General features: G+C 72.4%; 12 protein-coding genes and 1 riboswitch. Of the genes, 6 read left to right on the top strand and 6 right to left on the bottom strand.

The window, feature by feature from the left end; genetic code table 11:
* Positions 1 to 155: 155 nt before the first annotated feature.
* From ACFZBD_RS10605 to ACFZBD_RS10585, 5 genes are all read left to right on the top strand, one after another.
* Entirely contained in the window at positions 156 to 2069 is a 1914-nt protein-coding gene (locus tag ACFZBD_RS10605; protein ID WP_391138784.1) for an FG-GAP-like repeat-containing protein, read from the top strand.
* 160 nt (positions 2070 to 2229) lie between these two features.
* Positions 2230 to 3336, top strand: coding sequence for a 23S rRNA (adenine(2503)-C(2))-methyltransferase RlmN (gene rlmN / locus ACFZBD_RS10600; protein ID WP_391138782.1), 1107 nt, complete (start codon positions 2230 to 2232; stop codon positions 3334 to 3336).
* Between the two features lie 29 nt (positions 3337 to 3365).
* Positions 3366 to 3473: riboswitch (TPP riboswitch) on the top strand.
* An 89-nt stretch (positions 3474 to 3562) separates the two neighbouring features.
* A complete protein-coding gene (locus ACFZBD_RS10595; protein ID WP_391139645.1) occupies positions 3563 to 4642 on the top strand; it encodes a thiamine ABC transporter substrate-binding protein in 1080 nt (359 codons plus the stop codon).
* Positions 4643 to 4740: 98 nt separating this feature from the next.
* Positions 4741 to 6354 carry an ABC transporter permease subunit gene (locus ACFZBD_RS10590; RefSeq protein ID WP_391139644.1) on the top strand — a complete coding sequence of 538 codons (1614 nt, stop codon included), beginning with the start codon at positions 4741 to 4743 and terminating at the stop codon, positions 6352 to 6354.
* Positions 6354 to 7385 (top strand): ATP-binding cassette domain-containing protein, encoded by a 1032-nt coding sequence (locus ACFZBD_RS10585; protein WP_391138780.1) that lies wholly within the window; start codon positions 6354 to 6356, stop codon positions 7383 to 7385. Before ACFZBD_RS10590 ends, ACFZBD_RS10585 begins: the two co-directional genes overlap by 1 nt.
* 57 nt (positions 7386 to 7442) lie before the next feature.
* Here ACFZBD_RS10585 and ACFZBD_RS10580 read toward each other — a convergent pair whose 3' ends face one another.
* Positions 7443 to 8375, bottom strand: a complete 933-nt coding sequence (locus tag ACFZBD_RS10580; RefSeq protein WP_391138778.1) for a hypothetical protein — start codon at positions 8373 to 8375, stop codon at positions 7443 to 7445.
* Between the two features lie 115 nt (positions 8376 to 8490).
* Between ACFZBD_RS10580 and ACFZBD_RS10575 the strand changes: the two genes are divergently transcribed.
* A complete protein-coding gene (locus ACFZBD_RS10575) occupies positions 8491 to 9597 on the top strand; it encodes a hypothetical protein (protein WP_391138776.1) in 1107 nt (368 codons plus the stop codon).
* A 54-nt stretch (positions 9598 to 9651) separates the two neighbouring features.
* Here ACFZBD_RS10575 and ACFZBD_RS10570 read toward each other — a convergent pair whose 3' ends face one another.
* The 5 genes from ACFZBD_RS10570 to ACFZBD_RS10550 form a co-directional block, all read right to left on the bottom strand.
* Entirely contained in the window at positions 9652 to 10758 is a 1107-nt protein-coding gene (locus ACFZBD_RS10570) for an LOG family protein (protein ID WP_391138774.1), read from the bottom strand.
* A 179-nt stretch (positions 10759 to 10937) separates the two neighbouring features.
* Entirely contained in the window at positions 10938 to 12077 is a 1140-nt protein-coding gene (locus ACFZBD_RS10565; RefSeq protein ID WP_391138772.1) for a hypothetical protein, read from the bottom strand.
* Complete coding sequence (locus tag ACFZBD_RS10560; protein ID WP_391138770.1) at positions 12059 to 12787, bottom strand: ATP-binding cassette domain-containing protein; 729 nt, start codon at positions 12785 to 12787, stop codon at positions 12059 to 12061. The genes ACFZBD_RS10565 and ACFZBD_RS10560 overlap by 19 nt, the downstream gene beginning before the upstream one ends.
* 224 nt (positions 12788 to 13011) lie before the next feature.
* On the bottom strand, positions 13012 to 14391 hold the full coding sequence (locus tag ACFZBD_RS10555; protein ID WP_391138768.1) for an aspartate aminotransferase family protein: 1380 nt from the start codon (positions 14389 to 14391) through the stop codon (positions 13012 to 13014).
* Complete coding sequence (locus tag ACFZBD_RS10550; RefSeq protein ID WP_365720598.1) at positions 14376 to 14882, bottom strand: Lrp/AsnC family transcriptional regulator; 507 nt, start codon at positions 14880 to 14882, stop codon at positions 14376 to 14378. The genes ACFZBD_RS10555 and ACFZBD_RS10550 overlap by 16 nt, the downstream gene beginning before the upstream one ends.
* Positions 14883 to 15032 lie beyond the last annotated feature (150 nt).

The raw sequence follows: 15032 nt of genomic DNA, 5'->3' as shown, positions 1-15032 counted from the left end.
CCGAACCCCCGACGGACCGCACACGGCCCCCGCGACGAGGACGCGGGGGCCTTCCCCTGCGCCGGACTGCCCACGAGGCGGCACCGACAGTCGAGGCGATCACCTGTTCGAGTAGCGTTCGTCTTTCTTTCATGTCACCCATCAGGGGGGGTTCCATGCGAACATCCGGGCTGTTCAAAGCCCTGTTGGCCACTCTGGCCTTCCTGTGCGCGGCCACACTGCCGACCGCGCCCCCGGCGCGGGCGGACACGGTGACGCCGTCGGCCGCACCGCCCGTCAGGACGTACACGTACAACATCTGCGGCAGCGGCGGCACGACGGGATGCCTGGTCACCGCCGCGGAGAACAAGGCCCGCGTCGACACGATCGTGGCGGAGACGGGGGGCGCCTGGAACGCCGACTACATCTTCCTCGTCGAGGTCTGCCGCTATCAGTACGACGACCTGAACGCCGCTCTCAAGCCCCGTGGCTACACGGGCCGGTACGTCCAGACCGTCGCCCAGAGCGCCCTCAAGGGCTCGAACGGCCGGCAGCTGTGCGTCGACACCGGCGGCAGCACCACGCCCAGCTACGGCATGGCCCTGTTCGTCCGGGGGTACCACGTCGAAGGGGCCGACCTCACCCTGGACACGAAGGCCGCCATCCAGGACACCGTCGACGCCGTGGCGATCGGACCCGTCGGAGCCGAGGACATCAAGGCCCCCTGCATCAAGGCCTGGGTCCAGAACCGGCTGACGTGGTCCTGCTCCGTGCACCTGTGGTGGGGCACGCCGAACGCCCCCGTCCGCCCCACGCCCCCCGCCCCGCCGGCCACCCCCGAGCAGACCGCGAAGTACAACGCCGATCTCGCGACGTACAAGGACCGGGCGGCGCGCCACCAGGTCATGGTCCGGGAGGCCAAGGTCCTCACCGACAAGGCACGGGAGTGGGAGGACGCCGGCATCCCCGTGATCCTCGGCGGTGACTTCAACTCCTCGCCGTGGGGAGACGTGCTGAACGGCTTCTACGCGGCGCCCACCGGCGACGGCGCGCACGGCGGGTTCATCGAGGCCGACGAGACCGACATCAGCCGCACCGCCGGCTTCGGCAACTGCCAGACCCCGGGGATCACGCGCTGCCGCATGGGCGCGCTCACCATGTTCGACGCGGCCCATCAGAACCGGGTGCAGAAGCTCGACTACACCTTCTTCGGTTCCCGCTTCTTCCGCGGCGCGGTCGGCGACGTGCCCGCCGAGCCCACGACCCCGACCGGTCAGTGGATCTCCGACCACCTGCCCCTGCGGGCCGCCGCCTACTGGTCGGACTGCGGCCCCTACGGTGACACCCCCGGTGCCGTCCACCGGCGGGACGCGGCCGGCGGTCTGTACCGCTACGAGGGCCGGGCGAACGGCGACAGCGCCGCTCTGGCCAAGCCCTGCAAGGTCGGCTCAGGCTGGACGGGCATGAAGCACGTCGCCCGGCACGGCACCACCCTCGCCGCCGTCGACGCCGCCGGAAACCTCTGGCACTACCCGGCCGCCGCGGTGGACGGCTCGTACTCCGGCGGCACCCGCCGCCTGGCCGGTACGGGCTTCCAGGACGACACCCTGCTCCTCGCCCCGGGCGACTTCGACGGCGACGGAACCGCCGACCTGATCACCCGGGACACCACGGGCGGCCTCTGGCTCCACCACGGCACCGGCCCGGACGGCTACGCCCCGCGTACGCCGCTCGCCGCCACCAGCGGCGACTGGGTCATGTACCCGTCGGTGATCGCCGGGGACTTCGCCCATTCCGAGGGCACGGACCCGGGCACCCCCGACCTCATCGCCATCGACGAAGTCGGCTCCCTCTGGCTCCAGGAGGGCACGGGCGACGGCACCCTCACCGAGCGCCGGCAGATCGGCCACGGCTGGGGCGTCTACGACACCCTCGCCGCCCCGGGCGACCTGAACGGCGACGGCAAGCCCGACATGGCCGCCCGCGAGGCCGGCGGCGACCTCTACTACTACAAGGGCGACGGCGCCGGCGGCTACGCGCCCCGCGTGAAGATCGGCTCCAGCTTCCCCGCTGGAGAGCTGCTCTTCTGACGCGAGCCTGAGGGAAACCCGCACGGAGAAGGCCCGGGGGAGACGCACGGATCCCCCGGGCCGTCCCCGCGCCCCCGCCGGAAGCCATCCGCGCCCCGCCCTTGGGCCGTCCCGTGACCGCCCCAGGCCACCGCCCCGCGTCTGCGACACTGGTAGAACCATGCCCAAGCCCGGAGAACTCACTTTCGTCGCCCCCCGCGGAGCCAAGCAGCCCCCGCGGCACCTCGCCGACCTCACGCCCGCCGAGCGCAAGGAAGCCGTCGCCGCGATCGGCGAGAAGCCGTTCCGCGCCAAGCAGCTATCCACGCACTACTTCGCGCGGTACGCCCACGACCCCGCCGAGTGGACCGACATCCCCGCCGGCTCCCGCGAGAAGCTGCAGGGCGAGCTGCTGCCCGACCTGATGTCCGTCGTCCGGCACATCTCCTGCGACGACGACACCACCCGTAAGACCCTGTGGCGGCTGCACGACGGCACGCTCGTCGAGTCCGTGCTCATGCGCTACCCCGACCGGGTCACCATGTGCATCTCCTCACAGGCCGGCTGCGGGATGAACTGCCCGTTCTGCGCCACCGGCCAGGCCGGTCTCGACCGGAACCTGTCGACCGCCGAGATCGTGCACCAGATCGTCGACGGCATGCGCGCCCTGCGCGACGGCGAGGTCCCCGGGGGCCCGGCGCGGCTGTCCAACATCGTCTTCATGGGCATGGGCGAGCCGCTCGCGAACTACAAGCGGGTCGTCGGTGCGATCCGCCGGCTGACCGACCCCGAGCCGGACGGTCTCGGGCTCTCCCAGCGCGGGATCACCGTCTCCACCGTCGGCCTCGTGCCCGCGATGCTGCGCTTCGCCGACGAGGGCTTCAAGTGCCGGCTCGCCGTCTCCCTGCACGCCCCTGACGACGAGCTCCGCGACACCCTCGTGCCCGTCAACACGCGCTGGAAGGTCCGCGAGGTCCTCGACGCCGCCTGGGAGTACGCGGAGAAGTCCGGCCGCCGGATCTCCATCGAGTACGCCCTCATCCGGGACATCAACGACCAGGCCTGGCGGGGCGACCTGCTCGGACGCCTCCTCAAGGGCAAGCGCGTCCACGTCAACCTGATCCCGCTCAACCCCACGCCCGGCTCCAAGTGGACCGCCTCGCGGCCCGAGGACGAGAAGGCGTTCGTCGAGGCCATCGCCGCCCACGGCGTGCCGGTCACCGTCCGTGACACCCGCGGCCAGGAGATCGACGGCGCCTGTGGACAGCTCGCGGCCACGGAGCGCTGACCTTGTAGTCTGAGCTCGAACACATCTCCATATTCCGACAGGGGAGCGCCACAGCGCTGAGAGTGCGGTCATCGGACCGCAGACCCTCTGAACCTCGCCCAGGTCATTCTGGGTAGGAAGTTCGGGCGTTACTCGAGCTGTTGCGCCCTGCCCACCCCCCGCGGGGTGGGCAGGGCCGCGTCTCTTCCTGGTCATACCCAGGAGGAATCCAGTGAGCACCAAGAAGATGGGCGCCGCCGCGCTCGTCGCCGCGCTGGGCGTCACCGCCCTCACCGCGTGCGGCACCGACGACGTCAGGGACGCGGCGGGCAAGAGCGGCGAGCCCGCGCCGAAGACCGTGACCCTCGTGAGCCACGACTCCTTCAACGCCTCCAAGGAGGTCCTGGCCCAGTTCACGAAGCAGACCGGCTTCACCGTCAAGGTCCTCAAGAGCGGCGACGCCGGCGTCGCCGTCAACAAGGAGATCCTGACCAAGGGCTCCCCGCAGGGCGACGTCTTCTTCGGCGTCGACAACACCCTCCTCTCCCGCGCGCTCGACAACGGCATCTTCGTGCCGTACGAGGCGAAGGGCCTGGACGCGGTCGCCGACGGCGCGAAGGTCGACAAGGAGCACCGGGTCACCCCGATCGACACCGGCGACATCTGCGTCAACTACGACAAGAAGTACTTCGCCGACAAGAAGCTCAGCCCCCCGCAGACCTTCGACGACCTGGCCAAGCCGGCGTACAAGGACCTGCTCGTGGTCGAGAACCCCGAGAAGTCCTCCCCGGGCCTCGGCTTCCTGCTCGGCACCGCCGCGCGGTACGGCGACGACGGCTGGCAGGACTACTGGAAGAAGCTCAAGGCGAACGGCGTGAAGACCGTCGACAGCTGGGAGCTCGCCTACAACCAGGAGTTCTCCGGCTCCGCCGGTGGCAAGAAGGCCAAGGGCGACCGGCCGCTGGTCGTCTCGTACGCCTCCAGCCCGCCCGTCGAGGTCCTCTACTCCGAGCCGCAGCCGAAGGACGCCCCCACCGGCGTCGCCACCGGCACCTGCTTCCGGCAGATCGAGTTCGCCGGACTGCTGAACGGCGCGAAGAACCCCGAGGGTGGCAAGGCGCTGATCGACTTCCTGATCTCCCAGCGCTTCCAGGAGGACATGCCGCTGCAGATGTTCGTCAACCCGGTCACCGACGGCGCCCGGCTGCCCGAGCTGTTCACGAAGCACGGGGTCGTGATCGACAAGCCGCTGACCATGGCGCCCGAGAAGATCGCCGACAAGCGCGAGCAGTGGATCCAGTCGTGGTCCTCGACCGTCCTGAGGTAGACCGCGAGCACCGCCACGGCGGTGCCGGCGGCGTACGGGGCGCAGACCCCATACGCCGCCGGCGGGACGTGCGGGGAAGCGCGGCGCGGCTCGGCCTGATGGCCGTGCCCGTCGCCTTCTTCGCGCTCTTCTTCGCCTGGCCCGTCGCCTCGATCGTCGAGCGCGGGCTGCGGGTGGACGGCGCCTGGCACCTCGGCCGCTTCGCCGAGACGCTGAGCCGGCCGGAGATCCTCGACGTCCTCTGGTTCACGCTGTGGCAGGCCCTCGCCTCCACCGCGCTGACCCTGCTGGTCGCGCTGCCCGGCGCGTACGTCTTCGCCCGCTTCGACTTCCCCGGCAAGGCGCTGCTGCGTGCCGTCGTCACCGTCCCCTTCGTGCTGCCCACCGTCATGGTCGGCACGGCCTTCCTCGCGCTCGTCGGCCGCGGCGGGCTCCTCGACGAACTGTGGGGCGTCCGCCTGGACACCACCGTCTGGGCGATCCTCCTCGCGCACGTCTTCTTCAACTACGCCGTCGTCGTGCGGACCGTCGGCGGCCTGTGGGCCCAGCTCGACCCGCGCCAGGAGGAAGCGGCCCGCGTCCTCGGCGCCTCCCGCTGGACCGCCTGGCGGACCGTGACCCTGCCCGCCCTCGGCCCGGCCGTCGCCGCCGCCGCGCTGATGGTGTTCCTCTTCACCGCCGGCTCCTTCGCGCTCGTCCAGATCCTCGGCGGACCGACGTACTCCACGCTGGAGACGGAGATCTACCGCCAGACGGTCAACCGCTTCGACCTCACGACCGCCGCCGTCCTCACGCTCACGCAGTTCGTCGCCGTCGGCGCCGTCCTCGCCGTCCACGCCCGGACCGTGCGGCGACGGGAGACGGCCCTGCGGCTCGTCGCGCCCGAGCGGACCGCGCACCGGCCCAAGGGACCCGGCCAGTGGGCGCTCCTCGGCGGGGTGCTCCTCTCGGTCGGACTGCTCCTCGTGCTGCCCCTCGCGGTCCTCGTCGAACGCTCCTTCGACACACCGCGGGGGTACGGGCTCGACTACTACCGGGCCCTGTGGACCGTGGACGCCTCCGGCACCTTCCTCGTCCCGATGGCCGACACCATCGGGAACTCCCTGCGGTACGCCCTCGTCGCCACCGCCATCGCCCTCGTCGTCGGGGGGCTCGCCGCGGCGGCGCTCACCCGGCGCGCCGGGCGGTTCGTCCGCGGCTTCGACGCCCTGCTGATGCTGCCGCTGGGCGTCTCCGCCGTCACCGTCGGCTTCGGCTTCCTCATCACCCTGGACGAACCACCACTCGACCTGCGGGCGAGCTGGATCCTCGTCCCCCTCGCGCAGGCGCTGGTCGGCGTGCCCTTCGTCGTCCGGACGATGCTGCCCGTGCTCCGGGCGGTCGACGAACGGCTCCGGGAGGCGGCCGCCGTCCTCGGCGCCTCGCCGCTGCGGGCCTGGCGCGAGGTCGACCTGCCGCTCGTGTGGCGGGCGCTGCTCATCGCCGCCGGGTTCGCCTTCGCCGTCTCGCTCGGCGAGTTCGGCGCGACCGTCTTCATCGCCCGGCCCGACAACCCGACGCTGCCGGTCGCCGTGGCGCGCCTGCTTTCCCGGCCCGGCGAGCTGAACTACGGCCAGGCCATGGCCCTTTCGACGATTCTGATGGTGGTGTGCGCGGCGGCTCTGCTGCTGCTCGAACGGCTGCGCACCGACCGGACCTCCGGGGAGTTCTGATGCTGACGCTCGAGGACGCGACCGTACGGTTCGGGGAGCGCGCCGTGCTCGACTCGGTGGACCTGGAGGTCACCGAGCACGAGATCGTCTGCGTCCTCGGTCCCAGCGGCAGCGGCAAGTCGACCCTGCTGCGGGCCGTCGCCGGGCTGCAGGCCCTGGACGGCGGGCGGGTGCTGCTCGGCGGCGCCGACCAAGCCGGGGTGCCGGTCCACCGGCGCGGGGTCGGCCTGATGTTCCAGGACCACCAGCTCTTCCCGCAGCGGGACGTGGCCGGGAACGTCGCCTTCGGGCTGCGGATGCACGGCGTCGGCCGCGCCGAACAGGCCGCCCGTGCCACGGAGCTGCTGGAGCTGGTCGGACTGCCCGGCGCGGGCCGGCGGGCCGTCGCCTCGCTCTCCGGCGGCGAGCAGCAGCGGGTCGCGCTCGCCCGGGCGCTCGCCCCGCGGCCCCGGCTGCTGATGCTGGACGAACCCCTCGGGCAGCTCGACCGGGGGTTGCGGGAGCGGCTCGTGGTCGAGCTGCGGCAGCTCTTCGGACGGCTGGGTACGACGGTCCTCGCCGTCACCCACGACCAGGGCGAGGCGTTCGCGCTGGCCGACCGGGTCGTCGTCATGCGGGACGGCCGGATCGCCCAGTCCGGCACACCGCTGGAGGTCTGGCAGCGGCCGGCCTCGGAGTTCGTGGCGCGCTTCCTCGGCTTCGACAACGTGGTGGCCGCGACGGTGAGCGGCGCCGCCGCCGACACCGCGTGGGGGAAGGTCCCCGTCCCGTACGGGACCCCGCAGGGCGCGGCGCGCCTCCTCGTCCGCCCGGCCGGCGTGCGCCTCGGCGCCCCGGCGGACGGCCTGCCCTGCGTCGTCGAGGCCCGCACCTTCCGCGGCAGCCACGTCGCCGTCCTCCTGCGCCCCGCCGACGGCCCGCCCCTGGAAGCCGAGTGCCCCCTCCGCGACGCCCCGGCCGAGGGCGCGACGGTGGGCGTGACGTTCACCCCGTCGGACGTGGTGGCGCTGGCGGGGGAGGAGCGGGGCTGACGGGGGGCGCCGATCGTTCCGGCCGCCCCGCGGTCCGGGCGGGCGCTCCGGGCGCCCCTACGGCAGGCCGGCCGGCTCCGGCTTCTCCTCGCGTACGGGAGTCTCCCGCGCGGGATCGGCGGCCGGGTCGCCCTCCGGGGCGCCGAACCAGGCCACCGCCACCGCGCCCGCGACCGCGAGGAGGAAGCCGGTGACCGCGAGCCAGCCGAAGCCGGGACGGGAGGCGTCGCCGAGCCACCAGACGCCGATCATGCCCGGGAGGACGGTCTCGCCGACCACCAGCGCCGCCGTCGCGCCGTTCACCGAGCCGATCTGGAGCGCGACCGTGTGCAGGTACATGCCGCCGACCCCGGCCACCAGGATCGCGTAGAGCGCCGGGTCCCCGAGCAGCGCGGCCGGGTCGAAGGGGTCGATGCCGTTCAAAATCCGGACGCCGACGCCGAGCGCGCCGAAGCCGAGGCCGGACAGCAGGCCCGCCAGGATCGCGGCGCGCGCGCCGAGGAGCCGTACGACGACCGTGCCGCCCACCATCAGCAGCAGCGAGATCGCGAGCAGCCACCAGTGCGTGGCGATCGGGGTGTGGCCGCTGCCCTCCGGGCCCGCCGCGCTCGCCAGCAGCACCAGCGCCGAGCAGACCACGCCGATCGACGTCCACTCCGCGCGGGTCAGCCGGATGCCGAGCAGCCGCACGCTCAGGACGGCCGTGACGACGAGATTGGCGCTGATCACCGTCTGCGACAGGAACAGCGGAAGCAGCCGCGCGGCCAGCGCGCCGAGCCCGAAGCCGACGAAGTCCAGGATCGTGCCGACCACGAACTCCCACGTCATCGCCGCCTTCGCGGTCGACGACAGGCTCGGGCCGCCCCGCTCCGTCACCATCCCGGCCGCCGCCTCGCGGCGCGCGGACTTACGGGACCCGACGGCCTGGAGCACCGAGCCCGTGCCGTAACAGATCGAGGCGACGACGGCGGTCAGCAGTCCTATGAGCACCGGGAGGCTCCGTTCGGGTTCCTGGGGATTCGTTCCGTCTGCCAGACGAGGATTCGACCGCCGAAGTTGCCTCTCCCACCCCGCGACGTTGATCAACTGCCCTACGCTGGCGCGGGTGAGCGGAATAGACGTGGGCAACGGCGTGGTCGGCGCCATCCTGGGCGTGGTGTTCGCCACCCTGTTCCAGCAGTGGACGCAGGACGTGTGGTTCCGGATCCGGCGTCGCTCGGCGGGCGTGGTCCGCAGCCTCACCTTCCGGGCGCAGGACGGCCCGGCCTGTTCCACCTTCTCCCTCGGGCCCCTGCACACCTCCGCGCTCATCGTCGAGGGCGACGGCGACCGCGCCATCGCCGCCGAGTCGATCCACGTCCAGGTCCTCGACGGCGAGGTCGCGCTGCCGGACGACATGGCGGATTGGCATGCGGAGATCGAGGCCGAGGAGGCCCGTGCCCGGGAAGAGGGCGACCGGGCGCCGGTGTGGAACGGCCCCCGCTACGCGGTGGAGAGCCTGGAGGTGTCGCGGACCGCCCTCGACGAACAGTCGGAGGTCCATCTGCGGCTGCGGCCGACCGACTACTACACCTTCCTCGCCGCCCAGCAGCTGGACCGGCGCCTCCCGGACGGCTCCACCCCGCGGACCCGCTACCTCGACCCCGAACAGCCCCTCGCCGCGCCCGCGTTCCTCCAGTGCAGCTTCGCCGTCAACGTCGCCGTCGTGACCGCCGACCACCTGCTCGTCGTGAGCCGGCGCAGCAACCGGGTCCGCATGGCGCCGGGCGTGTGGAACTCCTCCGTCAACGAGGGGCTTTCCCGGCACATCGACTCCTCCGGCCGCAACGCCCCCGACCTGCACGCGGTCGCCCGGCGGGGCATGCGGGAGGAGATGGCCCTGGAGCCGAACGAGTACACGCTCTCCCTGCTGGCCTTCGTCCTCGACGTCCACAAGCGCCACTGGAGCGCCCACTTCTACGCCCGGCTCACCGACATGACGGGCGACCGGCTGCGGGACCGGATGGGCAGAGGCGTCGCCGACCGCTGGGAGCACGACAGCATCGAGTACGTCCCCTTCCGCTCGGCCGACGTCTCCCGGTACCTCCTGCGGCCGGACCGGATCCACCGCTGGGCGCCGCTCGCGCCCGCCCTCTTCCACCTGGCGCTCGTGCACGTCCACGGCAGGGCCTCCGTGGAACGGGCGGAGGCGCAGGCCGTCCGCAGGCTGTAGCGGCCGCTCAGGGCGCGGAGGTCGCCGAACCGGGGCCGGCAGGGACCCGTGCGACTACCGCGCGGCCGTCAGGCGACGCAGCGCCTCCGGGGCCTCGTCGATGGAGTCGACCAGGGCGATCCGGGCCGCCATCGGCCGGTCCGCCGCCAGGGCGCACAGCAGCGGCCAGGCGGGCAGCCGCTCCGTCCAGTGGGCGCGGTCGACCAGCACCATCGGGGTCGGCTCGCCCCGGGACTCGTAGTAGTTCGGCGTCGCGTCGTCGAAGATCTCCTGGACCGTGCCGGCCGCGCCCGGCAGGAAGACCACCCCGCCGCCGCACCGCGCGAGCAGCCCGTCCTCGCGGGTGGCGTTCGCGAAGTACTTCGCGATGTGACCGGCGAAGGCGTTCGGCGGCTCGTGGCCGTAGAACCAGGTGGGGATGCCGACCGAGTCGCCGCCCCGCGGCCACCGGGCCCGCACCTCGAACGCGGCCCGCGCCCACTCCGTGACCGACGGCGTGAACGACGGTGCCTTCGCGAGGAGTTCGAGCGCCTCGTCGAGGACGGGGTCGGCGAGCGGCGCGGTGTACGCGCCCAGGTTCGCGGCCTCCATCGCGCCGGGGCCGCCGCCGGTCGCCACGGTGAGGCCGGTGCGGGCCAGCGCCCGCCCGAGCCGGGCGGCCCCGGCGTACGCGTCCGTGCCCCGGGCCATCGCGTGGCCGCCCATCACCCCGACGACCCGGGCGCCGGCGAGGAGCTCGTCCAGCGCGTCGGAGATCGCGTCGTCGTGGATCGCGCGCAGCATCGACGCGAAGACGTCGCCGTCCGCCTTCGTCCGCTGGAACCACGCGTACGCGAGGGCGTCGGGGGTCGCCTCGTACCCCTCCTCCTCGACGCCGGCGAAGAGACCGTCGGGGGAGTAGAGCCGCGCGCGGTACGGGTCGAACGGGAGGTCCGGTACGGGCGGGAAGACCAGGGCCCCTTCCGCGCGGACCTTGGCGGCGGCGTCGGGCCGCATCGGGCAGCCGAGGAAGACCGCGCCCGTGGCCGGGACGGACAGCAGTGCGGCCGTCTCCCCGGTCAGGTCGAGCGACTGGATCCGGTGGCCGACCAGGGAGCCGCGCGCGACGGCGTCGGCGAACTCCCGCTGGTCGTGGATCTCGAGCGAGTGGGGACGGGCCATGGCCCCACGATAGGCGGACCCACCCGGCGCTCTCCCCGGGGCCCCCGCCGCACCCGTACGGACCCCGAAACCCGCCCGTACGGGGAAACCCCGGGACCGCGCCCGTACGGGACCCCGCGCCGCGCCCCCCGGCAGGAACGATTACTCGGGTTCCCCGGACGCCGGGCGCGCCGCCGGGGTCACCGCAGCGGGACCGCCGCCAGTTCGGCGATCAGCCAGGTCAGGGGGAGGAACACCGCGAGCAGGACGCCCGCGCGGAGCAGTGCCGCCGTGCGGAGCACCGTCGGCGGGGCGCCGAGGCGCAGCAGGGCCGCGGTCGTGTGGGCGCGGCACTGCTTGGACTCGAGGGCCGCCGTCAGCAGCGTCGCCGTCGTGCAGGCGATCACGAGGCCGGCGCCCAGGCCCGTGAGCAGTCCGAAGTCGCCCGTGCCCGCGTCGTACAGCGTGGCCGCCGCGAGGCCGCCGGAGCCCACCGCGCAGACCACGCCCAGCGGTCGTCCGATCCGGCGCGACTCGTCCATCAGGACCCGGCCGGCCAGCAGCCGGACCGCGCCCGGGCGGACGGACTGGAGGAGCCGGCCGCACCAGTGGGTGATGCCCGGTCCCGCCATCGCCAGGCCGACCGCGGTGATGATCCAGCCGGCGAGCACGCCCCCGGGGCTGCCCTCGAAGCGTCCGGGCAGGGGGAACGCCCGGTCCCCGTCGCCCTGCCCGGCGTACGTCTCGACCGCGAGGCCCACGGCGAGCAGCGCCACGCCCCAGGGCAGGCCGGACGGCGCGGTCTTCGGCGCGCCCTCCGTGACGACCTCCTTCCTCGGCCGCAGGGCCAGCGCGGCCGCCGTCGAGGCGGTCACCGGCAGGATCGCGAGGAGGGTGAGCGCGGCGGCCACCGGGAGCGGCTGCCCGGCGGCCAGCAGGTCGGCGGCCGCCCCGTCGAAGGGCAGCCCGGTGATGTCGCCGCGCAGGTGCAGGAAGAACAGCAGCGCGACCGCCGAGCCGAGGGTGCAGGCGACCGCTGTCGACGCGGCGGCCACGGCCGTCAGCCGGGCGGGGCCGAGCCCGATCGCGGAGAGTCCGGGCCGGGGCCGGGTGCTGGGGTCCGTACGGGCCACCGCCACCGCGAAGTACACGGTCGCCGCCAGGGGGATCACGCACCACAGCAGGCGCAGGGTGGAGGCGGCCGAGTCGGCGGGGTGGCCGAGGGCGTACCCCAGCGTGCACAGCAGCAGGAAGCCGACGCCCGCGGACGCGGCGGCGACCAGGAGCCGCCGCAGCAGGACGACGGGGTGCGTTCCGCGGACTAGACGGAGAGCGAGCACGTGGTGACGCCCTCCGCCCCGGTCGTGGGCTCCGCGCCGTTCACCCGGCGCCCGTCGAGGAGGGCGACCGAGCGGTCGGCGAGGGCGGCCACCTCGGTGTCGTGGGTGGCGAGCAGCACGGTGATGTCGTGCGAGCGGGCCGCCGCCGTCAGGGTGCGCAGCACCTGCGACCCGTCGGCCTGGTGCAGGGCGGCGGTCGGCTCGTCGGCGAAGAGCACCGAGGGGATGGTGACCAGGGCCCGGGTGATGGCGATCCGCTGGCGCTGCGACTGGGTGAGGGCGTGCGGGCGCTTGCGCGCGCACATGCCGATGTCGAGCCGCTCCAGCCACTCCAGGGCGGTGGTCCTGGCCGTCCGGTGCGAGACGCCGCGCAGCAGCAGGGGCAGGGCGGCGTTCTCCCAGGCGGTGAGCTCGGGGACCAGGCCGGGCTCGGGTCCGATCCAGCCGAAGCGTTCCCGCCGCAGCCGCTCGCGCTGGGCCTGGTTGAGGGTGTGCACGGGGCTGCTGTTGAACCAGACCTCGCCCTGCTGGGCGACGGCCTGGCCGGAGAGGCAGTGCATGAGGGCCGTCTTGCCGCTGCCGCGCGGGCCGACCAGGGCGAGGATCTCGCCCTCGCGGACCCCGAGGGAGACGCCGCTGAGCGCGGTGGAGCCTTCCAGGGAGTAGTGCAGGGAACGCGCCCAGAGCACGTCGTTGTCCGGTGGGGCCATCGCGTACACCTCGAGGTCGATCGAAGTCGGATCTGATGTCTGGTCCCCCGTGTTCCCCCGTACGGGGGAACGAAAGGACGGCCTTCGGGTCACTGGGCACCGTAAGGATTCAGATCCGTTTGTACGGACAGCACGCGGCCCGGGCCGCCGCCATCCACTCGGATGGCGGCACGCCCGGGCCGGAGGTCACGCCGTGAGGGCGGCGTGAGGTCCCGCGGGGAGGCTCAGAGCTTGGTCCAGGCCTCGGTGAGCACCGCGCGCAGGATGCCCTCGATCTCGTCGAAGGTGCCCTGGTCGGCGATGAGCGGCGGGGCCAGCTGGATGACCGGGTCGCCGCGGTCGTCGGCCCGGCAGTACAGGCCGTTCTCGTAGAGCGCCTTGGAGAGGAAGCCGTAGAGCACGCGCTCGGTCTCCTCGTCCGTGAAGGACTCCTTGGTGGCCTTGTCCTTCACGAGCTCGATGCCGTAGAAGAAGCCGTTGCCGCGGACGTCGCCGACGATGGGCAGGTCGTGCAGCTTCTTCAGGGTGTCGAAGAAGTTGCCCTCCTGGTCCAGCACGTGCTGGTTCAGGCCTTCCTTGTCGAAGATGTCGAGGTTGGCGATCGCGACCGCCGACGACACCGGGTGGCCACCGAAGGTGTAGCCGTGCAGGAAGGTGTTGTCGCCCTTGTAGAACGGCTCCGCGAGGCGGTCCGAGACGATGCAGGCGCCGATCGGGGAGTAGCCCGAGGTCATGCCCTTGGCGCAGGTGATCATGTCCGGGACGTAGCCGAACTTGTCACAGGCGAACATCGTGCCGAGGCGGCCGAAGGCGCAGATCGTCTCGTCGGAGACGAGGAGCACGTCGTACTGGTCGCAGATCTCGCGGACCCGCTGGAAGTACCCGGGCGGCGGCGGGAAGCAGCCGCCGGCGTTCTGCACCGGCTCCAGGAAGACGGCCGCGACGGTCTCGGGGCCCTCGAAGAGGATCTGCTGCTCGATCTGGTCGGCGGCCCAGCGGCCGAAGGCCTCGGGGTCGTCGCCGTGGATCGGGGCGCGGTAGATGTTGGTGTTCGGCACCTTGTGCGCGCCGGGGACCAGCGGCTCGAAGGGGGCCTTCAGGGCCGGCAGGCCGGTGATGGACAGGGCGCCCTGCGGGGTGCCGTGGTAGGCCACCGCGCGCGAGATGACCTTGTACTTGGTGTGCTTGCCCTGCAGCTTGAAGTACTGCTTGGCGAGCTTCCAGGCGGTCTCGACGGCCTCGCCGCCACCGGTGGTGAAGAAGACCTTGTTCAGGTCGCCCGGGGCGTAGTGCGCCAGCCGCTCGGCGAGCTCGACGGCCTTGGGGTGCGCGTACGACCACACGGGGAAGAACGCGAGCTCCTGGGCCTGCTTGTACGCGACCTCGGCCAGCTCCTGGCGGCCGTGTCCGGCGTTGACCACGAAGAGGCCCGCGAGACCGTCGAGGTAGCGCTTGCCCTTGTCGTCGAAGATGTAGGTGCCCTCACCACGCACGATGGTGGGGACGGGCGAGTTCTCGTACGACGACATGCGGGTGAAGTGCATCCACAGGTGGTCGTACGCGGTCTTGGAGAGGTCCTTGCTCACGGCTATCGGGTTCCCCACATATAGGTCTGCTTCTTGAGCTTGAGGTAGACGAAGCTCTCGGTGGAGCGCACGCCGGGGAGGGTGCGGATGCGCTTGTTGATCACATCCAGCAGGTGGTCGTCGTCCTCACAGACGACCTCCACCATCAGGTCGAAGGAGCCCGCGGTCATCACCACGTACTCGCATTCGGCCATGGCAGTCAGCGCGTCGGCGACCGGATCGAGGTCGCCCTCGACGTTGATGCCGACCATCGCCTGCCGCCGGAACCCCACGGTGAGCGGGTCGGTGACGGCGACGATCTGCATGACGCCCTGGTCGAGCAGCTTCTGGACGCGCTGCCGGACGGCCGCCTCGGAGAGGCCCACGGCCTTGCCTATGGCGGCGTACGGACGGCGACCGTCCTCCTGGAGCTGCTCGATGATCGCCAGGGATACGGCATCGATCGTCGGGGACGAACCGGATGCGGTCCTGGAGTTCGTGCTTTGACTGGCCACAACCTCACTGTGCACCGAGACTCGTCTGTCTGGCAAGCCGTGAGCGATGTAATTCGTTGTTTCGACTTGCGCAAGGCACTGAATCCGAAGTTGCGAGCGGGTGGGCCTGTCGAAAGCGTCCGCCGAGCGACTACTGTGGTGGTGTCTCATCCATCGGGACAGATC

This window comes from Streptomyces sp. NPDC008121 (assembly GCF_042957155.1).
GTDB lineage: Bacteria > Actinomycetota > Actinomycetes > Streptomycetales > Streptomycetaceae > Streptomyces.
This window is presented reverse-complemented; position numbering and strand designations above follow the sequence as displayed.